We start from the raw sequence: 20,515 nt of genomic DNA, 5'->3' as shown, positions 1-20,515 counted from the left end.
CTTTTCGGCATCATGCTTTAGACGCGCATCGGCATCAGGACATAAAGGGCATCGTCGCCGGCCGTGTCGCGGATAAGCGTCGGCGAGCCGGCATCCGCCAGCAGGAACACGGCCGCATCGCCGGAGAGCTGCGCGGTGATGTCGAGCAGGTACTTGGCATTGAACCCGATTTCCATCGGATCCATCTCGTAGCCGACGGCGACTTCTTCCGTTGCGCTGCCCGAATCCGGGTTGTTGACCGTCAGCAGCAGCTGCCCGTCCGACAGAGCCAGCTTCACGGCGCGTCCGCGCTCCGACGAGATCGTCGATACGCGGTCGACGGCCTGCGCGAACGTCTGGCAATCGACCCGCATTTCCTTGTCGTTGTTGGTCGGGATGACGCGCTGATAGTCCGGGAACGTCCCGTCGATCAGCTTCGAGGTCATGACGATGGAGCCGATCGTCAGGCGAATCTTCGCATCGGAAACCTCGACGGTCACGATCGTATCCGGCGAATCCACCAGCTTCTGCAGTTCACCCACCGTCTTGCGCGGGATGATGATGCCAGGCATGCCTTCGGAGCCCGCAGGCGCGCTGACGTCGGCGCGGGCGAGGCGATGCCCGTCCGTGGCGACGGCGCGCAGCTTCAGGTCGCCATCGCTTTCGATCGTGTGGAAGAAGATGCCGTTGAGATAATAGCGCGTTTCCTCGGTGGAAATCGCAAACTGCGTGCGGTCGATCAGCATCTTCAGATCCGCCGCCTTCAGCTTGAAGGAATGGCTGAAGCTGCCGGCGGTGAGATCCGGGAAATCCGATTCCGGCAGGCACTGCAGCGAGAACTTGGAGCGGCCCGAAGCAACCGTCATCGAGCTGCCGTCCGTGTTCGTGGCAAGCAGCACTTCCGATCCGTCGGACAGCTTGCGCACGATGTCGTAGAGCAGATGCGCCGGTACGGTGGTGGCGCCGGCCTGCTCGACATTGGCGGGCGTCGCCTCGGTGATTTCGAGGTCGAGGTCGGTCGCCTTCATGTCGAGGCTCGTGCCATCGGCCTTCAGCAGCACGTTGGACAGGATCGGGATCGTGTTGCGACGCTCGACCACGCGGTGGACGTGGTTCAGCGATTTCAGGAGGTTCGACCGCTCAATTGTAATACGCATGGATGCTACCGCTTTCGACCGTGACTTGCCGGGCGGCCCGAGGCGCCCGAGCGACATGTTTTCGGACGAGGCCCGAAAGATTGGACGGGCAACTTGGCAGACTTCTCCATCCGAATGCAAGAGGCTTAGGCGATTTGCCAAGCGGCAATTCGACATTTGGGTGACAATGCTCCACAGGAATTGCGCCGCTCTTGCCGTCGGCCCGTGCCTCGCCCATAAAGGCGGTGAATCCGAAGTGAATTCAGGACCGGCATGAACGAAGACCAATCCAGCGGCGGGGCGCGCAGCTTCCGTCTGCATAACAACCAGATTCCGGCCCGTCCCCTCGAACCGGCTCTCTACCTCGTCGCCACGCCGATCGGCAATCTCGGCGACATCACCTTGAGGGCGCTGGAGACGCTGGCCGGTGCGGACGTTCTCGCCTGCGAGGACACCCGCGTCACCCGCGTCCTGCTCGATCGCTACGGCATCCAGAACAAGCCCTATGCCTATCATGAGCACAATGCCGACGAGGCAGGCCCTCGGCTGCTGCAGGCGCTGGAAGCCGGCCGTTCGGTGGCGCTGGTGTCGGATGCCGGCACGCCGCTCGTCTCCGATCCCGGCTACCGGCTGGCGACGCAGGCGATCGAGGCGGGATACAAGGTCGTTCCCATTCCCGGCGCTTCGGCACCGCTGGCAGCCCTCGTCGGTTCCGGGTTGCCGAACGACGCCTTCTTTTTCGCCGGTTTCCTGCCCGCCAAGGACAAGGGCCGGCGCGACAGGCTGGCCGAGCTCGCGGGCATCCCCGCAACCCTCATCTTCTTTGAATCGCCGCATCGCATCGCCGCCACGCTTGCCGCCGCCGCCGATGTGCTTGGCGGCGAGCGAGCCGGCGCCGTCTGCCGCGAGCTGACGAAGACCTTCGAGGAGTTCCGCCGCGGCACGCTTTCCGAACTCGCCGCGTTCTATGACGCCGTTGACAATGTGAAGGGCGAGATCGTCTGGCTCGTCGGCCAGCCGGCGGAAAGCGTTGCAACCGAGGCCGATGTCGACGCTGTTCTGGCCGATCTTGCGGGGACGATGCCGACCGCCAAGGCCGCAGCCGAAGCCGCGCGCCTGACCGGTCTGCCACGCAAGGAGCTTTACCAGCGCCTGCTCGACATGAAGGAGCGCCATGGCTGATACGAAGCCTGACGCGGGCGCAAGGCTGAAGCGGCAAAAGGCATGGCGGCGTGGCCATGTCGCCGAATATCTCGCCGCGGCCTTCCTGATGTTCAAAGGCTACCGCATACTGGCCATCCGCCATCGCACAAAGCTCGGCGAAATCGATATCGTCGCCCGCAAGGGCGATCTCGCCGTCTTCGTGGAAGTCAAATCGCGACGGGATGCGCAGGAGGCGATCGACGCCGTTTCCTTTTCCTCGCAGAGACGCATTCGTGCCGCCAGCGACCTGTGGCTCGCCCGGCAACCGGACTTTGCCCGCCTGTCGCAACGCTATGACATCGTCGCCATGCTGCCCGGCCGCTGGCCGCGGCATTTTCCGGACGCGTTTTGAGCGCGGCGTTACAGGGCCGTCACAAAATCAGCCTATTGCCGGGCGACCCGCGCTTACGATTTTTCCACCGGCGCTCATAATCTCGTTTCGACAGGCCGCATCATGATCCGCAATACCGTTTCCGCCTTCGCCATTCCCTCGCAGGACGAGCGCAAAAGCTTCGTTTCGCTTGAAAAGACCCCGGCCATTCATGCCGAGACGCTGGCGGCGCTCGCCTGCATGAATACGGTGCGCATCGGCGGGGCCGAAGCCAAGACGGAGGCCTTGACCTTCCCCTTCACGGTCGCTGCCTGGAATCTCGAGCGCTGCCTGTTCCCCGAGGAAAGTGCCTCCAAGCTGCGCGCGACCGCTGCGCCGCTGGTGCTGCTGTCGGAAATGGATGAAGGCATGGCCCGCACCGAGCAGCGCGATCCGACTGCCGTCATCGCCGCCGAGCTCGATATGAACTATGCCTATGGCGTCGAGTTCCTCGAGCTGAGTCTCGGTTCGGAAATCGAGCATTCCTTCTGCCGCGACGATTTCAACGAAAAGGGCTTTCACGGCAATGCGCTCATGGCCTCCGTTGCGCTGAGAGATGCTTTCCTTTTCCGTCTGCCGGGCAACGCTGTCTGGTTCAACGACAGCAACGAACAGCCGCGCATCGGCGATCGTTGCGCCGTCGGCGCCATCGTCGAGACCGAAGCCGGTCCTTTCGTTGCCGTCTCGGTTCACCTTGAGAGCGTTGCGACCGCTGCCTATCGCGAGCGGCAGATGTCGGCATTGATCGACGCTGTGGAAGCCTTCGCGCCGGGTCTGCCGATCCTGATCGGCGGCGACCTCAATACCGGCAACCACACGGGCGGCGATTTCTCGACCGATACGCTGTTTGCGATGGCCGAGGGCCGCGGCTTCGAATGCCACGGCGGCCCGCTCGATCAGACGAGCACGCGCCCGAGCCTGATCACGCGCTTTCCCGATCGCGCCATGAAGCTCGACTGGTTTGTGAGCCGCGGCTTGAAGATCGGCGAAAGCCACCTCGTTTCCTCTCTGAATGAAGAGGACGAGCCGCTGTCGGATCACGACATGGTCGTCTGCACAATCGACGGTTTTTCCGCCTGATTTTTGCAATCGTTAAAATGCGCCGGATTTCATGAACCGTGCCGTTACCCCTTCCATGCGATGAGATCGCAGACGCGCATGGAATTGGGGGATTGCATGGTCTTGAAAGTAATGTTGGCGAGCATGGCGGCCTTTGCCGCGCGTGCCGTCCCGGTCGTCGTCGCGATGCCGCAGTCGAAAAGCTTCGTGGCCGGCGCCAGCGACGAAATGGAAATGAAGCCGTCGCCTATCGAACCGTCCTGGATCCTGTCAGGCGATCCTGTTGCCCGCATCGCCGAGCATTCGCGCGGGCAGGACGATGCCGCGATGACCGCGCTATGGGATTGCACGGCGGGCGAGTTTCGCTGGTATTTCGGCTGGGACGAAACGGTGATGATCCTCGAAGGCGAGGTGCATATCACCACGGAAGACGGTGTCGAACGCACGCTCAGCGCCGGCGACGTCGCCTATTTCGCCGGGGGCACCTGGGCGACATGGCGCATCGATCGCTACCTGCGCAAGGTCGCCTTCTGCCGCAAGCCTTTCCCGAAGCCTCTGACCATCGCTTATCGCCTGCGCGATCTTGTCCGACAGGGCAGCGGCAGCCAGGGTCTCGCCGCCTGAGTGCGGCATGGCCCCGCGGACGCTGTTGAATAGCCGTTGCGTTTGAAGGCGGGCCGACCTACATCTGTCCGCAAATTCGAGCGAGGGCTGACTATGGCTGGTATCAAGAATGTTGCGGTCCAGATGGACCATGTCCGGGGCATCAACATTGCGGGCGACTCGACTTTCGCCATGAGCCTCGAGGCCCAGAACCGCGGCTACAAGCTCTTCCACTATACGCCGGAGCGGCTGAGCATGCGCGACGGCAAGGTCTATGCCTCCGTCGAGCCGATGATCCTGCGCGACGTCAAGGGCGACCACTTCGAACTCGGCGAGCCCGAGCGCGTCGATCTCTCGACCATGGATGTGGTGCTGCTGCGTCAGGACCCGCCCTTCGACATGGCCTACATCACCTCGACGCACCTTCTGGAGCGCATCCACCCGAAGACGCTTGTCGTCAACGATCCGGCCTGGGTGCGCAATTCGCCGGAAAAGATCTTCGTCACCGAATTCGCCGATCTGATGCCGAAGACGCTGATTACCCGCGATGCCGGCGAAATCCGCCGCTTCCGCGAGGAGATGGGCGATATCATCCTGAAGCCGCTCTACGGCAATGGCGGCGCCGGCGTCTTCCATTCGACGCGCGACGACCGCAATCTCTCGTCCCTGCTCGAAATGTTCGGCCAGCTCTTCCGCGAGCCCTTCATTGCCCAGCAATATCTGCCTGACGTGCGCAAGGGCGACAAGCGCATCATCCTCGTCGATGGCAAGGCCGTCGGCGCGATCAACCGCGTGCCGGCCGAACATGATGCCCGCTCCAACATGCATGTCGGCGGCCGTGCGGAAGCCACCGAGCTGACGGCGCGCGAGCAGGAAATCTGCGCCCGCATCGGTCCGGCCCTGAAGGAGCGCGGCTTCCTGCTTGTCGGCATCGACGTCATCGGCGACTACATGACCGAGATCAACGTGACGTCACCGACCGGCATTCGCGAAGTCAAGCGCTTCGGCGGCGCCGACATCGCAAGTCTGCTCTGGGATGCGATCGAGTCCAAGCGAGCCTGAAGGCTGTCTTCGCTATAGATCGGCGAGGGGTCGTTTGCTCTCGCCGTAACCCAAATCATATCACTATGCCCATGCGGCGGCAGGTCAGGATTACCGCTGACTGCCCCGTCGCACTGTCGTCCGCGATGACGATCGGCACGAAGCCGAAAAGCGGCTTCACGTTGACCATCATGCCGACGTAAGGCCGCTTGTTTGCGATGCCGCCATAGCCGCCCATGGCGGTGATGGTGCCGCAGACGCTGACATGGCCCTTGCTGTTCTTGGAAGCCGCCATAGGCCCAAAAAGCAGAAGGCCTTCGTAAGGAAGCTGTTGGCGCAAACCCTTTTCCACCGCAGCCGTTTCCTTGGCGCTCAATTGATAGGGGATGCCCTTTTCCAGATTATCCGCGCCATCGATCGACTGGCAGCCGCCGAGAAAGACGGCCATCGGAAGGGATAGCGATATCGCAAGTCTCATAATTTGCTCCCAAATGTGAAAATCGCCCCTTTGTTCTTTTATTGTTCTTGTTTCATTTCATTTTTTCTGCCACGTTGCAACCCATGGTCTGCTGTGAAGAATTAATAGCGGCAAACGCGTTGGATGAGGGTACGGGATGGTAGCGCGCGTCAGCACGGTTGCGTTTCAAGGCATTGAGGGCGTGCCCGTCGAAGTGCAGGTGATGATCGCACCCGGCAAGGTGCTGATGCATATCGTCGGCCTGCCGGACAAGGCTGTTGCCGAAAGCCGGGAGCGGGTTCAGGCAGCGCTTCATGCCTCCGGTCTCGCCTTGCCGCCGAAGAAAGTCACGGTCAATCTCGCGCCGGCGGATCTGCCCAAGGAAGGCAGTCATTTCGATCTTGCGATCGCGCTCGGCCTGATGGCGGCACTCGGCGCGATTCCCGCCGATGCTTTGTCGTCCTACACCGTCATCGGCGAACTCAATCTCGACGGCACGATCGCGCCCGTTGCCGGAGCGCTGCCTGCGGCGATTGCCGCCAATGCCATGGGCAAGGGGTTGATCTGCCCGGCCGAAAGCGGGCCGGAAGCCGCCTGGGCCGGCAAGGAGATCGATATTCTGGCGCCGCGCAGCCTGATTGCGCTCGCCAATCATTTTCGCGGCACGCAGGTCCTGTCACGGCCGGAGCCATCAGTCCGCGCCAATGCCGCCAATTTGCCGGATCTTGCCGATATCAAGGGGCAGGAAAGCGCCAAGCGGGCCTTGGAAGTGGCGGCGGCCGGTGGTCACAATCTGCTTTTCGTCGGACCGCCCGGTTCCGGCAAGTCGATGCTCGCCTCGCGCCTGCCGTCGATCCTGCCGCCCTTGTCGACCAACGAACTGCTGGAGGTGTCGATGATCCATTCGATTGCCGGCCAGCTTTCCGGCGGCAAACTCTCTGATCGGCGCCCCTATCGCGCACCGCATCACTCCGCCACCATGGCAGCCTTGGTCGGCGGCGGCCTGCGTGCCAGGCCGGGAGAAGCTTCGCTCGCCCATCACGGCATTCTGTTTCTCGACGAACTGCCCGAGTTTTCGCCGCAGGCGCTCGATGCGCTGCGCCAGCCGCTGGAAACAGGCGAATGCGTTATCGCCAGGGCAAACCACCGCGTTTCCTACCCGGCCGGCATCCAGCTCGTGGCGGCGATGAACCCGTGCCGCTGCGGCATGGCCGGCGAACCGGGTCATACCTGCGCCCGCGGGCCACGCTGCGCCTCCGACTATCAGGGCCGCATTTCCGGTCCCTTGCTGGATCGCATCGATATCCGCATCGACGTGCCGGCCGTATCCGCCGCCGACCTCATCCGGCCAGCCACGGCGGAAAAGAGCGCCGATGTGGCTCTGCGCGTCGCCCGTGCCCGCGAAAGGCAGCGCGAGCGTTTCGAAAGCGCCGGCATGAAGGACATCACCACCAACGCCCGCTGCTCGACCGCGATGATCGAAACCATCGCCGAGCCGGATGCCGCCGGCCTGCAATTGCTGCGGGACGCGGCCGAGAAGATGAAGTTCTCCGCCCGAGGCTATCACCGCATTCTCAAGGTGGCGCGCACCCTTGCCGATTTGGACGACAAGCCGACGGTCGGGCGCATCCATCTTGCCGAAGCCATTTCCTACCGCGTAGCCGGCGAACGCTTGGCTGCGCATGCCTGAACTCTATCCATCGTCAGGTCTCCGGCTTGCCTGCCGGCACCAGAGCCGGCAAGCTTGCGAGGCTGTCGATCGAATCGGAACGCCGCTCACCGCATGACTGCAGAACTGACCATCGATCCCGCCAGTGGCGCGATATGTATCGGTGACAGGCTTCGCCTCGTGGCGTTACACGAAAAATCGAATATCGAGGCGCTCGCTTCGCAATGGCTGGGCGGCTCGCGCGATCTGCAGAACGGCTACGAGTGGCTGCAGCTTCGTGGCCTGACCTTCGGAAAACAGCCCGCCGGACTTTCGCTGTGCCTTTACGAGCGGAAACTGGTCAGCGCCCATTGGGGTGTCTCCCTGCCGGGCGCGACCATGGAGGAGGGCTGGCCGACGCAGCAGGCGATCAACCAGGAGATCAAATTCGTGCGCCGCATTCTGGTCGCCATGTTCCAGACCGAGTTGACGGACGGCGGACTTGTGTTTCCCTGGGGCGGGGTCTGGAGCAGGTTCGATCCGAAAGGCTTCTGCGCCAGCCACGGTTTGAGCTATCGTCGGACCTGAACCGCGCCCGAATGAAAAAGGGGCGCCGCAGCACCCCTTTCCAAGTCAAATCGGTGGTCGGCAGCCTCAGCCGCCCAGACCCTCGAACAACGCCGTCGAAAGATAGCGTTCGGCGAAGGACGGGATGATGACGACAATGGTCTTGCCTTCATTCTCCGGGCGCTGGCCGACCTTGATCGCCGCCGTCAGCGCGGCACCCGAGGAGATACCGACAGGTACGCCTTCGAGCTTGGCCACGAGCCGCGCCTGCTGGAATGCCTCTTCATTGCTGACGGTGACCACCTCGTCATAGACATGGGTGTCGAGGATCTTCGGTGCGAAGCCGGCGCCGATGCCCTGGATCTTGTGCGGGCCGGGATTGCCGCCGGAAAGCACGGGCGAGTCCGTCGGCTCGACGGCGATGACCTTGACGTCGGGATTGCGGGCCTTCAGCACCTGGCCGACGCCGGTGATCGTGCCGCCCGTGCCGATGCCGGCAACGAAGATATCGACCTTGCCGTTGGTGTCGTTCCAGATTTCCTCCGCCGTCGTCTTGCGGTGGATTTCCGGATTGGCCGGGTTTTCGAACTGCTGCGGAATGATGGCGTCCGGCAGCGTCGAGGCCAGTTCCTCCGCCTTGGCGATGGCGCCCTTCATGCCTTTCGGCCCTTCGGTCAGCACCAGCTCGGCGCCGAGCAGCGCCAGCATCTTGCGGCGCTCGATCGACATGGTCTCCGGCATGGTGAGGATCAGCCGGTAGCCCTTGGCCGCGGCGGCGAAGGCAAGCGCGATGCCGGTATTGCCCGAGGTCGGCTCGATCAGCACGGTTCTGCCGGGCGCGATCTTGCCCTGGGATTCAAGGCTCTCGATCATGGCGACGCCGATACGGTCCTTCACGGAGGCGATCGGGTTGAAGAACTCGAGCTTTGCCAGGAGGTTGGCCTTGACGCCCTTCTCCTTCGCCAGCTTGTCGAGGCGGACGATCGGCGTATCGCCGATGGTCTCGGTGATCGAGGCATAGACGCGGCCGCGGCCGGGTTTGCGGGTGTCGGACATGGGTAGCTCTCCCTACATTTGAATTGTGCGGTGACAATAGGATCAAATGCTTGCGGAAACCAGAGTGCACGCACATTCCCCACTTGCAGCGCGTGAGAAAAGAATCTCTCGAAAGGCTGCTTTGGGGAAGTTTTTTTCAGGCCGCGCGCGCCGCGATGAAGGCGGCCGTGGCGGCGAGGATGCTGGCCGCGACCCGGTTCAGGATCTGCAGCGCTTTCGGCTTCTTGAGCAAGGTTCGAGCCCGGGCGGCGAGCAGCATATAGGGGACAAGAACGATCAGGAGAATGACGAAGGTCGCCGCCACCAGGGTGGCATATTCGCGCAGGCCGATGCTGCCGATATCGATCAGCGTCGGCACGAGCGCGACATAGAAAAGCATGGTTTTGGGGTTGCCGAGCGTTACCAGCAGGCCGGAGAGAAAGGACATGCCGGCGCTCTTCGATTTCTTCGCGGCGATATCGGCCGCCAGCAAACCCGCGGTCCAGAGCTTCCAGGCGATATAGCCGAGATAGAGCGCGCCGGCGATCTTGATGACGATAAACACTTCGGTAAAGGCCTGCGCCACGAAGGCAAGGCCGAGGATGACGGCCGTCAGATAGATGGTGTCGCCGAGCACGAGGCCGAGGCCCATGAAGAAGGTCTCGCGAAAGCCGGAGCCAAGGGCGCGCGCCACAATTGCCGTGACGCCTGGGCCGGGAATGGCGGCTGCGATGAAGAGGGCGCCGCAATAGGCGAGCAGCGTCGCGAGCGTCATGAAGAATTCCTCCACAGATGGTGCTTGCTCTATCGCACCACCTTTGCGTTTTCAAGCGATTGCGCCGGCACCGGGAACATATTACCAAGGTGTTAACGGCGCGTCGAAACTGCTTTGCCCAAGGATATCATGACTTCTGCATTGCTCCTGATCGATCTTCAGAACTCTATCCTGACGGGCCTCGGCACGCCGGATCGCCAGCCGGCGATCGATGCCGCGCTGGAGACGGTCGTTGCCAAGCTCGCGGCGCTGAAGCACAGCGCCCGCGCCGCCGGGGTTCCGGCCTTCATCGTCCAGCATGACGGCAATCCGGGGCACCGTCTGGTCAAGCGCAGCGAAGGCTGGCAGCTCCGCCGGGAAATCGCGCCCGAGGCCGGCGATGTCGTGGTGCACAAGACGAGCTGCGATTCCTTCTTCGAGACGGATCTGGAGGCGCGGCTGCGGGCCCGCGGTGTCACCCATCTTTTCGTCGGTGGCTGCATGACGCAATTCTGCGTCGATACGACCGTGCGCCGCGCCGTTTCGCTCGGTTTCGACGTGACGCTGATTTCCGACGGGCACACCACGGCCGACATGGGCAGGCTGAGCTTCGAGGAGATTGTCACCCATCACAATATGCTGCTTGACGGTTTCGATGCCGGGCCCCATGAAATCAGGATCGCTGTTTCCAGCGAGATTGCGTTCTGATCTTCCCGCCGCCGGAGGCTTTATGCCGCATCTGACCAGCATGATCGCCTTCGCCCTGATCGCACTCGGCATGGTGCTGACACCCGGCCCGAACATGATCTATCTGGTGTCGCGATCGATCTCGCAGGGTCCCGCGGCCGGGCTGATTTCTCTCGGCGGCGTCGCCTGCGGCTTCGTCTTCTACATGCTGTCGGCTGCCCTCGGCATCACCGCCTTCGTCCTCGCCGTGCCCTTCGCCTATGACGCCTTGCGGCTGGCGGGTGCCGCCTATCTGGCCTGGCTGGCCTGGAATGCGCTGAAGCCTGGCGGCCGTTCCGCCTTCCAGGTGCGCGAGCTGCCGAAGGACAGCAAGCGCCGGCTCTTCTCCATGGGGCTCGTCACCAGCCTGCTCAATCCGAAGGTCGCCGTGCTTTATCTCTCACTGCTGCCGCAGTTCATCGATCCTGCCGCCGGCAGCGTTTTCACGCAGTCCGTCATCTTCGGCTTCGTCCATATCGCCGTGAGCCTGACCTTCAATGCGATTTTTGCGCTGACGGCCGGTTCCGTCGCGCTGTTTTTCGTGCGCCGGCCGTCCTTCGCGCTGGTGCAGCGCTGGCTGATGGGCACGGTGCTGGCCGGGCTTGCCGTCCGCATGGCTTTCGAGGCGCAGCGTTGATGGGAAGCGTTTCGCAGGCGCTCGCCGCCAGCCTTCTGGCATTCGCCTCCCTTTCGAGCCTGGCGCCGATCGCTTCGGCGGCTGAAACCGGTGCGCGCACGATCGTTTTCCTGCGCCATGGAGAGAAGCCGGAAGCAGGGCTCGGTCAGCTCAGCTGCCAGGGCCTCAATCGCGCTCTGGCCCTGCCGCCGGTGCTGACGCGGCTGTTCGGCAGCCCGGCGGCTATTTTCGCGCCGGATCCATCGAAGCGAAAGAAGGATTCCGGGGTTTCCTACGACTACATCCGCCCGCTTGCGACCATCGAACCCACAGCCATCGCGCTGGGGCTGCCGGTCGATACCAGCTTTGGCTACGACGACATCGATGATCTGAAAGCCGAGCTGAAGAAGCCGGATTATGCCGGCAAGCTGATCTTCGTCGCCTGGGAGCACAAGCAGATCGTCGATCTCGCCCGCCAGCTGATGAGCGAGAATGGCGGCGATGCCAAGGCGGTGCCGAAGTGGCATGGCAAGGATTTCGACAGCCTCTATGTGCTGCGTATCGGCGGTAGCAAAGCCGGGTCGGGAGCGACGTTCGAAAGGATGGCCGAAGGTCTCGACGGCCGGTCCGAGGCCTGTCCGAACCCGGCCAAGTAGGTTTCAGAAGACCGGCCGCATGAAGCTGCGTTCGTAGCTCACGATGCAGCGCGTCTCCTCGCCATAGGCAAACGCGGCGCGGCATTCCGCATCGTCGGCCATTTTCTTTCGATAGTCTTCATAGGCGGCAAGGCTTGGAAAGCTGAAGAGCGCCAATGCGATGTTGTTGGCGCCTTCATGCGGCAGGAAATAGCCGTGATGCGTGCCGCCCAGCCGGTTGACCAGCGGAATCCAGAGCTTGGCGTAGTGCTCGAACTCGGCAAGCTTGTAGGGGTCGATGACATAACGCAGGTAGCAGGTGATCATTCGGCGGTTCCCTTGGAAAGATGGCCGTTCTTATGCCGGGGCAGCGAGATCGTCCAGCCGAGATTCATCCCCGCCGCGGCCGCCAGGATGATGACGGCGCCGGCGATCTGCGCGATGCCGAGCACATGGCCGAAGGCCAAGCGATCGACCACGATGGCGGCGATCGGATAGATGAAGGACAGCGCGCCGGTCAGATGCGTCGGCAGCTTCTGGATGGCGCCGTAGAGCAGCACATACATCAGGCCCGTATGCACGACGCCCATGGTGACGAGGATCGACCACCCGCCGGCATCCTGCGGGGCCGCCGAGAAATTGGTAAAGGGCGCGAGCATCAGGATGCCCGTCGAAACCTGGATGAGCGCGATCAGATGCGGCGGCGTGCCCTTCAGCCACTTCGCGGCTATGGCCGCCAGCGCATAGAAGAAGGCGGCGCCGAGCGAAAGCAGGATGCCGGTCGCATAGCTTCCGGCGCCCGCCGCCTCGGCCGGTTTGCCTTCCACGATGACCGCCATGCCGGCAAAGGCAAGACCCAGCCAGAAGAGCTTGGTGAGAGTGATCCGCTCGCCGAGGAACAGCGCGCCGAGCCCCAGCAGCATGAAAGGCTGCGTATTGTAGACGGTCGTGGCGATGGAGATGGAGGCGTGCGAATAGGCTGCGAAAAGCAGCAGCCAGTTGAGGACGATGGCAATGCCGCCGCCGACCGCGATGGAGAATGTCCTGATGTTGAGGATGCCGGGGCGCAGCACGCCCATGGCCGCACAAACGACGAGCAGCGTCAGCGCGCCGAAGAAGCAGCGCCAGAAGACAACGCCTGTCACGGCCTGTCCCGACATCAGCACGAACCAGCCGATCGTGCCTGAAATCAGCATCGCCGCGGTCATTTCCACCGTGCCGCGTCTTGTCTCGTTCATTGCCTTGGCTCCCATCCGTCGAAGCCAATCATATTGCGGCGTCATATGCAGTGATATAGGTTTAGTGAGGCAATATGATTTTGCGACCTAATTAAATGAGGTTGAAATATGGGTGTCCCTAATGCGCCCCTGGGGCTGGATGAGATCGATCAAAGGATGCTGGAGGCATTGGCGCGCAATGCCAGAATATCGCTGAAGGAACTGGCGGAAGCGGCGGGCCTGTCGTCGCCGAGCGCGGCGGAACGGCTCCGCCGGCTGGAAGAGCGCGGCATCATCTCCGGCTTTACGGTCGATATTGCGCCCGAGGCGATCGGTTATCCCCTGCAGGCGATCGTTCGCGTCCGCCCTCTGCCCGGCCAGCTTCATGTCGTCGAGCGGATCATTCAGGAGACGCCGGAATTCATCGAATGCGATAAGGTCACGGGCGACGATTGCTTCATCGGCCGCCTGGTGGTGCGCTCCATGGGCGAACTCGATGGCATTTTGGACAAGATCACCGAGCGCGCCGAGACGAATACGTCGATGATAAAGGCGACACCGGTCAAGCGCCGGCTGCCGCCGCTGTCGCGTTAGCGCAGTTTCAGGAAAAATGCACAGCGGTTTTCCGTCTGGAATTGCTTGAAAACAACGGCCTGGAGTCGTGAAGCAAATCCATGAGCCGCCAGGCGGCCCTAGAATTCCGCCATCGGCGACAGCATGAGCGGCCCGGCGATCTCGTCCGCCGCTTTGCCGCGCGCCATCAGCACCGTGTAACCTTCATAGGGCTGCAGCGATACGTCGCAATCCAGTCGATCCGGCGAAAAGCAGATCTCGATACGATCGGGTTCGACATCGAGCGCGGACAGGATGGTCGCCAGGGGCGGAATAGTCGTTCCCGCTATATCGAGAAGCCACAAGGTCTCGCCATCGAACGTCCATGCAATGACCGCGTTGTCCGAGAGTGCGGTCAGGCGGATCGCGGAATTGAAGCAGGCGTTCAGCAGAAACATTTCCATCTGCCTGACAACGGCAAATTGGGCGGAGACCGGCTGCCGGTTTTGCAGCAGTGCCCGGACCAGGCGCAGATCGTCCGGCGCCTCCAAGGAGAGCTGCCGGGCGGTTGAGCCGGATTTCTGCAGGGTTGGCATCCGCGCGACGAAGACATGCTGCGGCAGGCTGCGAAAGCCGTAGCGCTCATACAATGCAGGCTTGTCGGTGAGCAGGATATCGAGCTCGTAGCCCTCGGTTGCGGTTCGCGCAAAGGCGCGCTGCATGAGGTCGCGGTAAAGGCCGCGTCCGCGCCACTCCGGCCGCACAGCGCCGGATTGATAGCCTGCCGCCTTGATGACGCGGCCGTTGACGATCAGTGGCATTGAAAAGGCGCTGAAATTGGCGACGCAGCGGCCGTCGCCATCGAAATAGCCGAACGGCATGCTGGTGGGATCCGGACCGCCAAATCGATCCTGAATGGCGACGTCGATCGAGAACGTGTCCTGCAGCAGGTCGACAAGGCCCTTCCATGCAGCGGAGTCGCCGAAATAATCCTGGCGCAGGGTCAGCTCATGCGCTTGGACAAGCCCCGGCATCACACGCCGGTCGAGCCAAAACCGCCTGCTCCACGCTTGGTCTCGCTTGCCTCGGTCGTCTCGAAGATGCGGACCTGAATTGAAGGGGCGACGACCATCTGCGCGATGCGCATGCCGCGGGTGATCTCGAACGGTTCCTCACCGAGGTTGATCAGCAGCACCTTTACTTCGCCGCGATAGTCGCTGTCGATCGTGCCGGGCGAATTCAGGCAGGTGACGCCGTGCTTGAAGGCGAGGCCGGAGCGTGGACGGATCTGCGCTTCGTAGCCCTCCGGAACCTCGAAGATGAAGCCGGTGGGAACGAGATCCCGCTTGCCGGGAAGGATCGTCAGCGGCGCATCGTCGTCGACTGCGGCGCACAGGTCCATGCCGGCAGCGCCCCTGGTCTGGTAGGCGGGCAGCTCTAATCCTTCGCCATGCGGCAGGCGGATGAGATTCAGGGGCGGTCGCGGATCGGTGTGAATGGTCATGCTTCAATAGTTTGCGCCCGAACGCCGGAGTCAATTGCAATTGAGTGTTTAAATCGCTAGATACGGCCGCAATTCACAGGATTCACATGCATGGCCGAAAGTCTCGCCGAGGCGGTTTCCCGCCGCCGTACATTTGCTATTATCGCCCACCCGGATGCGGGCAAGACGACGCTCACCGAAAAGCTGCTGCTGTTCGGTGGCGCCATTCAGCTTGCCGGCGAGGTCAAGGCGAAGAAGGATCGCATGCAGACGCGCTCCGACTGGATGAAGATCGAGCGCGAGCGCGGCATCTCGGTCGTGACTTCGGTCATGACCTTCGAATATGAAGGCAACGTCTTCAACATTCTCGACACGCCCGGCCACGAAGACTTCGCCGACGACACCTATCGCACGCTGACGGCTGTCGACGCCGCCGTCATGGTCATCGACGCCGCCAAGGGCATCGAGCCGCGGACGCTGAAACTGTTCGAAGTCTGCCGCATGCGCGATATCCCGATCATCACCTTCATCAACAAGATGGACCGCGAAAGCCGTGATCCTTTCGAGATCCTCGATGAGGTGGAAGAGAAGCTGGCGCTCGACACCGCGCCGATTACCTGGCCGATCGGCCGTTCCAAGACCTTCTGCGGCTCCTATCATCTGGCCTCCAATACCGTTCGCGGCTCCGACACCGAGGTCAACGCGACGCCGGTGAATGGCCCGCAGAGCGTTGCCGACAGGCTGCCGGAAAACGAGCGCAAGGCCTTCATCGACGAGACGGAGCTTGCGATCGAGGCCTGCCGTCCCTTCGACAGGGAGTCCTTCCTCGAAGGTCATATGACGCCGGTCTTCTTCGGTTCCGCGCTGCGCAACTTCGGCGTCCGCGATCTCATCAACGCGCTCGGCGAATTCGCGCCGCCGCCGCGTGACCAGGTCGCCGATGTCAGGACTGTTCACGCCACCGACGACAAGATGACGGCCTTCGTTTTCAAGATCCAGGCCAACATGGACCCGAACCATCGCGACCGCATCGCTTTCGCGCGCATCTGCTCCGGCAAGCTGGAGCGCGGCATGAAGGCGCGGCTGTCGCGCACCGGCAAGCAGCTCGGCCTGACCGCGCCGCAGTTCTTCTTCGCCTCGCAGCGCCAGCTTGCCGATACCGCCTATGCCGGCGACGTTGTCGGCATTCCGAACCACGGTACGCTGCGCATCGGCGACACGCTGACCGAAGGCGAATCGCTCGTCTTCCAGGGTGTGCCGAACTTCTCGCCGGAAATTCTCCGCCGCGTGCGGCTCGAGGATGCCATGAAGGCGAAGAAGCTCAAGGAAGCTTTGCAGCAGATGGCGGAAGAGGGCGTCGTGCAGCTGTTTTCGCCGGAAGACGGCTCGCCCGCCATCGTCGGCGTGGTCGGCGCCCTCCAGCTCGACGTGCTGAAGGAGCGGCTGATGGCCGAATACGGCCTGCCGGTTTCCTTCGAAATGTCGCGCTTCTCCGTTTGCCGCTGGATTTCGGCCGATCAGACCGCCGACCTCGAAAAGTTCGTCACCGCCCGGCGCGGCGATATCGCCCGCGACCTTGACGGCGATCCGGTCTTCCTCGCGCAGGACGGCTTCTCGCTGCGCTACGAGGCGGAACGTTATCCGGCTATCAAGATGGTCGCGATCAAGGAATATCACGCCGTCAAGGCGGCGTGATCGTTTCGGCTACGTTTCGTTTCGGAATAGTGCCTTCGTGATGTTCCATCCAATATAGCGCTATGCCATAGTGCCACCCCGAGATCCATTGGGTGATAGCGGGCGGCTTTCATGATGAAATTTCTTGCGGTTCTTGCTCTGGCGTTCGCCGGGCTTCTGCCGGTATCGACCGAGGCGCGAATCATCACCGATGCGGCGGGACGCACGGTGTCGGTGCCGGACAAGATCAACCGCATATTGGTCGCCGGCCCGCCCGCCACCGTGCTGGTCTATGTGCTGGCGCCCGAAAAGCTTGTGGGCTGGGTCCATGCTCCCGACGATGCCGCCAAGGCCTATCTGATGCCGTGGGTGCGGGCGCTGCCGACCATCGGACGCCTGACCGGCAAGGACGGAACGATCGGTTCGCAGGCGGTCACGGATGCCAAGCCCGATATCATCCTCGATGCCGGCACGGTCGATCCCACCTACAAGGCTTTGGCCGACAAGGTTCAGGCCGAAACGCATATTCCTTACGTTCTTGTCGATGGCAGCTTTGCCCGCACCGCCGATACGCTTCGCGACGTCGGCGCGCTGATCGGTGTCGAGGACCGCGCCAACAAACTTGCGGATTATGCCGATTCGGCAATCAAGGATCTGAACGACAAGCTGGCGACCCTGCCGAACGATCCGCGTCCGCGCGTCTATTACGGCCGTGGTGCCGACGGGCTGGAAACGGGCCTTTCCGGCTCGATCAATCTGGAAATCCTCGATGCCGTCGGCACGATGAACGTCGCCGCTGCAGCCGGCAAGGGCGGGCTGACGAAGGTGACGCCGCAGCAGGTCGTCGGCTGGAACCCGGATATCATCATTGCCGATAGCCCCGCTTTCGCCGCCTCGGTGAGGAGCGATCCGCAATGGGCAGGCATCAAGGCCGTCAAGGACGGCAAGATCTTCGTGCCGCCGTCGCTGCCCTTCGGCTGGTTCGATTCTCCGCCCGGCGTCAACCGGCTGCTCGGCGTGCGCTGGATGGAGAAGCTGCTCTATCCAAAGCTCTTCCGCAGCGATTTCGCCGAGGATGTGAAGGAATTCTACAAGCTGTTCTATCAGGTCGATCTGACCGATGATCAGCTGGCGGCACTGCTGAAGGGCATGAAGTAACCGCGCTGACAAGGAAGGCACTCATGGTTCGGGAAAACGAAATTCGCGAAAACGAAGTGGCGGTCGAGCCGCCCTCGGCTTCGGATGCCGGCCTTGTCTTCATCGGCCGTATCTCGACGCCCTGGACCTCGCGCATGGAAACGCCGCGCCAGGGCCGGCATGACGGCCCGATCTGCCGCATCGAGATTTTTGATCCCTGGGTCCTGGCATTGACTGGGGTCGAGGCTTTCGAGCGGCTGGAGATTCTTTATTGGCTGGACCGCTCCCGCCGGGATCTCGTGCTGCAGAGCCCGGCCCGCAACGGCAAGGTACACGGCACATTCTCGCTGCGGTCGCCGGTGCGGCCCAACCCCATCGGCACATCCATCGTCAAGCTGGAAGCCGTCGAGGGGAATGTATTGCTCGTCCGAGGCCTCGATTGCCTGGACGGTACGCCGTTGCTCGATCTCAAGCCGGACCGCACGCTGTTCAAGCCGATCGCGCCGCCGCAGTCCGGGGATTTCCAGACCGGCGACGGCGACACGGCGCATTATTGCCAGAAGGCATAGGGCAATTCGAGGATTGCTCCGGGCACTCCCTCGACAGGGATCATGCCCGCTCGAAGATCAGTCGACCGCAACCATGACGTCGGACGCCTTGATGACGGCATAGGCGGAGGCGCCGACCGTCAGGCCGAGTTCGTCCACCGCCTCGTTGGTGATCGAGGAGGTGACGATCGAGCCGTTTCCGATGTCGATGCGGACATGCGCGGTCGTCGCACCCTTGGTGATTTCGACGACCTTGCCCTTGAGGCGGTTTCTTGCGCTGATTTTCATGGATATTTCTCCCTTGTGACCGGCGCGACAATACCGCCTCAACCGGCGATGGGCTACCGAAATCCTGTTCGCCGCTATTCGCCTCGCGGAAAACGCTGGTTCTCCTCCAGCACGTTGAGGTCCATGTGGTTGCGCATGTACCGCTCCGAGGCTTTCTGCAGCGGCTGATAGTCCCAGGGATAGTAGGCACCGTTGCGCAGGGCCGTGTAGACGACCCACCGCCGCGCCTGGCTCTCGCGCACGGCGGCGTCGAAGCTTTCGAGGTTCCAGCGCTCCTTGGCCTGCGCCGTCAGCCGGCGCAGGGTTTCGGCATGGGCCGGGTCGCCAGCCAGATTGGTCAGCTCCTTCGGATCCTGTTCGATGTCGAAGAGCATGGGCGGGTCCTTCTCGCAAAGGGTCAGCTTGTAACGGCCGTCGCGCAGGCCCACGAGCGGCGCTTCGGAGCCTTCGGCGGCGTATTCCATCGGCACCGGGCTGCGGCTTCCTGTGCCGAGAGCCAGAGGCCCCAAATCCTCGCCGTCGGTCCAGCGTCGCAGCGATGCGATGTCGATGCCGGCAAGCGCCGCCAGCGTCGGCGTCACGTCGAGCGTCGAGACCGGCTGGTCGATCCGCTTCGGCTGCCAGCCGGGGGCCGATATCATCAGCGGCACGCGGGCGGAGCCTTCGAAGAAGTTCATCTTGAACCAGAGGCCGCGCTCGCCGAGCATGTCGCCATGGTCCGAAACGAAGAGGATGATGGTGTTGTCGGCCATGCGGCCGCGCTCGAGCGTTTCGAGAATCTCGCCGATCTTTTCGTCGACATAGGAGATATTGGCGAAATAGCCGCGCCGTGCCCGGCGGATCTGCTCCGGGGTGATATCGAAGGCGGTGTGATCGCACGCTTTCATCAGCCGTTGCGAATGCGGGTCCTGCTGATCGAAGGGAATTTCGCCAACCTGCGGGTCGAGCGCCGGGCAATCCTCATAGAGATCCCAGAAGCGGCGGCGTGCGACATAAGGGTCGTGCGGATGCGTGAAGCTGACCGTCAGGCACCAGGGCCGCTCGTCCTGCCCGCGGGAAAGATCGTAAAGCTTGCGGACGGCGTGATAGGCGACCTCGTCGTCATATTCCATCTGGTTGGTGATCTCGGCGGTGCCGGCCCCGGTCACCGAGCCGAGATTGTGATACCACCAGTCGATGCGCTCGCCAGGCTTCGTATAGTCGGGCGTCCAGCCGAAATCGGCGGGATAGATGTCGGTCGTCAGCCGCTCCTCGAAGCCGTGCAGCTGGTCCGGGCCGACGAAATGCATCTTGCCCGACAGCGCCGTCTGGTAGCCGGCGGCGCGCAGGTGATGGGCGAAGGTCGGGATGTCGGAGGAGAATTCCGCCGCGTTGTCGTAGACGCGCGTGCGGCTCGGCAGCTGTCCGGACATGAAGGAGGCCCGCGCCGGCGCGCAGAGCGGGCTTGCCGTATAGCTGTTGGCAAAGCGTACCGAGCGCTTCGCCAGAGCCTTCAGGACCGGCGCATGCAGGAAATCGGCCGGGCCGTCGGGAAACAGCGTCCCGTTGAACTGATCGACCATGAGGATGAGGATATTCGGGCGGGACATGGGATGGTTTTCCTTGGAGATCAGAGGTCGATGGCGGCTTTGCCGTGCATAGTGGTGACGCCGGCGGGCCAGGGCGTCAAGGCGTCCGGCATGCGGATGGTCTTGCGGCCGTCGCCGTCGGCCAGCGGACCCATTGCAGACATGCGCATGATGAAAGCCCCCTCTTGCTATTGCATTATTTTATTGAACATCACTAGA

Annotated in this window: 25 protein-coding genes; 14 read left to right on the top strand and 11 right to left on the bottom strand. The window is 62.7% G+C overall.

Features of this window, described 5'->3' with window-relative positions:
• Positions 1-17: 17 nt before the first annotated feature.
• The gene (dnaN, locus tag GR212_RS02925) at positions 18-1,136 is read right to left on the bottom strand and encodes a DNA polymerase III subunit beta (protein ID WP_163984944.1); all 1,119 of its coding nucleotides are present in this window, start codon (positions 1,134-1,136) and stop codon (positions 18-20) included.
• 252 nt (positions 1,137-1,388) lie between these two features.
• Here dnaN and rsmI point away from each other — a divergent pair, with 252 nt between their 5' ends.
• The 5 genes from rsmI (at position 1,389) to gshB (ending at position 5,412) form a co-directional block, all read left to right on the top strand.
• A complete protein-coding gene (gene rsmI, locus GR212_RS02920) occupies positions 1,389-2,297 on the top strand; it encodes a 16S rRNA (cytidine(1402)-2'-O)-methyltransferase (RefSeq protein ID WP_163984943.1) in 909 nt (302 codons plus the stop codon).
• Complete coding sequence (locus GR212_RS02915; protein WP_163984942.1) at positions 2,290-2,670, top strand: YraN family protein; 381 nt, start codon at positions 2,290-2,292, stop codon at positions 2,668-2,670. The genes rsmI and GR212_RS02915 overlap by 8 nt, the downstream gene beginning before the upstream one ends.
• A gap of 102 nt (positions 2,671-2,772) precedes the next feature.
• Positions 2,773-3,768: an endonuclease/exonuclease/phosphatase family protein gene (locus GR212_RS02910; protein WP_163984941.1), complete on the top strand. Its 996-nt coding sequence runs from the start codon at positions 2,773-2,775 to the stop codon at positions 3,766-3,768.
• Positions 3,769-3,864: 96 nt separating this feature from the next.
• A complete protein-coding gene (locus tag GR212_RS02905) occupies positions 3,865-4,371 on the top strand; it encodes a cupin domain-containing protein (protein ID WP_204326227.1) in 507 nt (168 codons plus the stop codon).
• Positions 4,372-4,464: 93 nt separating this feature from the next.
• The gene (gene gshB, locus GR212_RS02900) at positions 4,465-5,412 is read left to right on the top strand and encodes a glutathione synthase (RefSeq protein ID WP_163984939.1); all 948 of its coding nucleotides are present in this window, start codon (positions 4,465-4,467) and stop codon (positions 5,410-5,412) included.
• 55 nt (positions 5,413-5,467) lie between these two features.
• On the opposite strand, the gene GR212_RS02895 is transcribed toward gshB, so the two are convergent.
• Positions 5,468-5,869, bottom strand: a complete 402-nt coding sequence (locus tag GR212_RS02895) for a hypothetical protein (RefSeq protein WP_163984938.1) — start codon at positions 5,867-5,869, stop codon at positions 5,468-5,470.
• Between the two features lie 136 nt (positions 5,870-6,005).
• Between GR212_RS02895 and GR212_RS02890 the strand changes: the two genes are divergently transcribed.
• Entirely contained in the window at positions 6,006-7,538 is a 1,533-nt protein-coding gene (locus GR212_RS02890) for a YifB family Mg chelatase-like AAA ATPase (RefSeq protein WP_163984937.1), read from the top strand.
• 93 nt (positions 7,539-7,631) lie between these two features.
• A complete protein-coding gene (locus tag GR212_RS02885) occupies positions 7,632-8,084 on the top strand; it encodes a hypothetical protein (protein WP_163984936.1) in 453 nt (150 codons plus the stop codon).
• A gap of 66 nt (positions 8,085-8,150) precedes the next feature.
• Here GR212_RS02885 and cysK read toward each other — a convergent pair whose 3' ends face one another.
• Positions 8,151-9,119, bottom strand: a complete 969-nt coding sequence (gene cysK / locus GR212_RS02880; RefSeq protein WP_163984935.1) for a cysteine synthase A — start codon at positions 9,117-9,119, stop codon at positions 8,151-8,153.
• Between the two features lie 136 nt (positions 9,120-9,255).
• A complete protein-coding gene (locus tag GR212_RS02875) occupies positions 9,256-9,873 on the bottom strand; it encodes a LysE family translocator (protein WP_163984934.1) in 618 nt (205 codons plus the stop codon).
• 129 nt (positions 9,874-10,002) lie between these two features.
• Here GR212_RS02875 and GR212_RS02870 point away from each other — a divergent pair, with 129 nt between their 5' ends.
• Genes GR212_RS02870 through GR212_RS02860 form a run of 3 tightly spaced genes read left to right on the top strand, consistent with a single transcriptional unit; the run spans position 10,003 to position 11,850 of the window.
• Complete coding sequence (locus GR212_RS02870; RefSeq protein WP_163984933.1) at positions 10,003-10,560, top strand: cysteine hydrolase family protein; 558 nt, start codon at positions 10,003-10,005, stop codon at positions 10,558-10,560.
• A gap of 22 nt (positions 10,561-10,582) precedes the next feature.
• Positions 10,583-11,215: a LysE family translocator gene (locus tag GR212_RS02865; RefSeq protein ID WP_163984932.1), complete on the top strand. Its 633-nt coding sequence runs from the start codon at positions 10,583-10,585 to the stop codon at positions 11,213-11,215.
• Positions 11,215-11,850, top strand: coding sequence for a hypothetical protein (locus GR212_RS02860; protein WP_163984931.1), 636 nt, complete (start codon positions 11,215-11,217; stop codon positions 11,848-11,850). Before GR212_RS02865 ends, GR212_RS02860 begins: the two co-directional genes overlap by 1 nt.
• Positions 11,851-11,853: 3 nt before the next feature.
• Here the strand turns inward: GR212_RS02860 and GR212_RS02855 are convergent, their stop codons facing one another.
• Together GR212_RS02855 and GR212_RS02850 are read right to left on the bottom strand one after the other, a co-directional pair.
• Positions 11,854-12,156: an NIPSNAP family protein gene (locus GR212_RS02855; protein ID WP_163984930.1), complete on the bottom strand. Its 303-nt coding sequence runs from the start codon at positions 12,154-12,156 to the stop codon at positions 11,854-11,856.
• On the bottom strand, positions 12,153-13,067 hold the full coding sequence (locus tag GR212_RS02850; protein WP_163984929.1) for a DMT family transporter: 915 nt from the start codon (positions 13,065-13,067) through the stop codon (positions 12,153-12,155). Before GR212_RS02850 ends, GR212_RS02855 begins: the two co-directional genes overlap by 4 nt.
• Before the next feature lie 108 nt (positions 13,068-13,175).
• Here GR212_RS02850 and GR212_RS02845 point away from each other — a divergent pair, with 108 nt between their 5' ends.
• Positions 13,176-13,640 (top strand): Lrp/AsnC family transcriptional regulator, encoded by a 465-nt coding sequence (locus GR212_RS02845; RefSeq protein WP_163984928.1) that lies wholly within the window; start codon positions 13,176-13,178, stop codon positions 13,638-13,640.
• A 98-nt stretch (positions 13,641-13,738) separates the two neighbouring features.
• Here GR212_RS02845 and GR212_RS02840 read toward each other — a convergent pair whose 3' ends face one another.
• Together GR212_RS02840 and dut are read right to left on the bottom strand one after the other, a co-directional pair.
• Complete coding sequence (locus GR212_RS02840; RefSeq protein ID WP_163984927.1) at positions 13,739-14,632, bottom strand: GNAT family N-acetyltransferase; 894 nt, start codon at positions 14,630-14,632, stop codon at positions 13,739-13,741.
• The gene (dut, locus tag GR212_RS02835) at positions 14,632-15,102 is read right to left on the bottom strand and encodes a dUTP diphosphatase (RefSeq protein ID WP_163984926.1); all 471 of its coding nucleotides are present in this window, start codon (positions 15,100-15,102) and stop codon (positions 14,632-14,634) included. Before dut ends, GR212_RS02840 begins: the two co-directional genes overlap by 1 nt.
• Positions 15,103-15,192: 90 nt before the next feature.
• Here dut and GR212_RS02830 point away from each other — a divergent pair, with 90 nt between their 5' ends.
• From GR212_RS02830 to tsaA, 3 genes are all read left to right on the top strand, one after another.
• A complete protein-coding gene (locus tag GR212_RS02830; RefSeq protein WP_163984925.1) occupies positions 15,193-16,776 on the top strand; it encodes a peptide chain release factor 3 in 1,584 nt (527 codons plus the stop codon).
• A 111-nt stretch (positions 16,777-16,887) separates the two neighbouring features.
• Positions 16,888-17,913: an iron ABC transporter substrate-binding protein gene (locus GR212_RS02825; protein WP_163984924.1), complete on the top strand. Its 1,026-nt coding sequence runs from the start codon at positions 16,888-16,890 to the stop codon at positions 17,911-17,913.
• A 23-nt stretch (positions 17,914-17,936) separates the two neighbouring features.
• The gene (gene tsaA / locus GR212_RS02820) at positions 17,937-18,461 is read left to right on the top strand and encodes a tRNA (N6-threonylcarbamoyladenosine(37)-N6)-methyltransferase TrmO (RefSeq protein ID WP_163984923.1); all 525 of its coding nucleotides are present in this window, start codon (positions 17,937-17,939) and stop codon (positions 18,459-18,461) included.
• Between the two features lie 57 nt (positions 18,462-18,518).
• Here tsaA and GR212_RS02815 read toward each other — a convergent pair whose 3' ends face one another.
• The 3 genes from GR212_RS02815 to GR212_RS37485 all read right to left on the bottom strand — a co-directional run bounded on the left by GR212_RS02815 (position 18,519) and on the right by GR212_RS37485 (position 20,466).
• The gene (locus tag GR212_RS02815) at positions 18,519-18,728 is read right to left on the bottom strand and encodes a TOBE domain-containing protein (protein WP_004108310.1); all 210 of its coding nucleotides are present in this window, start codon (positions 18,726-18,728) and stop codon (positions 18,519-18,521) included.
• Positions 18,729-18,802: 74 nt separating this feature from the next.
• Positions 18,803-20,317, bottom strand: coding sequence for a choline-sulfatase (gene betC, locus GR212_RS02810; protein WP_163984922.1), 1,515 nt, complete (start codon positions 20,315-20,317; stop codon positions 18,803-18,805).
• Between the two features lie 20 nt (positions 20,318-20,337).
• Positions 20,338-20,466, bottom strand: a complete 129-nt coding sequence (locus tag GR212_RS37485) for a hypothetical protein (RefSeq protein WP_281411015.1) — start codon at positions 20,464-20,466, stop codon at positions 20,338-20,340.
• Positions 20,467-20,515 lie beyond the last annotated feature (49 nt).

The sequence above is a fragment of the Martinezella lusitana genome (genome assembly GCF_010668395.1).
Taxonomy (GTDB): Bacteria; Pseudomonadota; Alphaproteobacteria; order Rhizobiales; family Rhizobiaceae; genus Rhizobium; species Rhizobium lusitanum_A.
The sequence above is the reverse complement of the archived record's forward strand: the minus strand, read 5'-3'. Positions and strand labels throughout refer to the sequence as shown.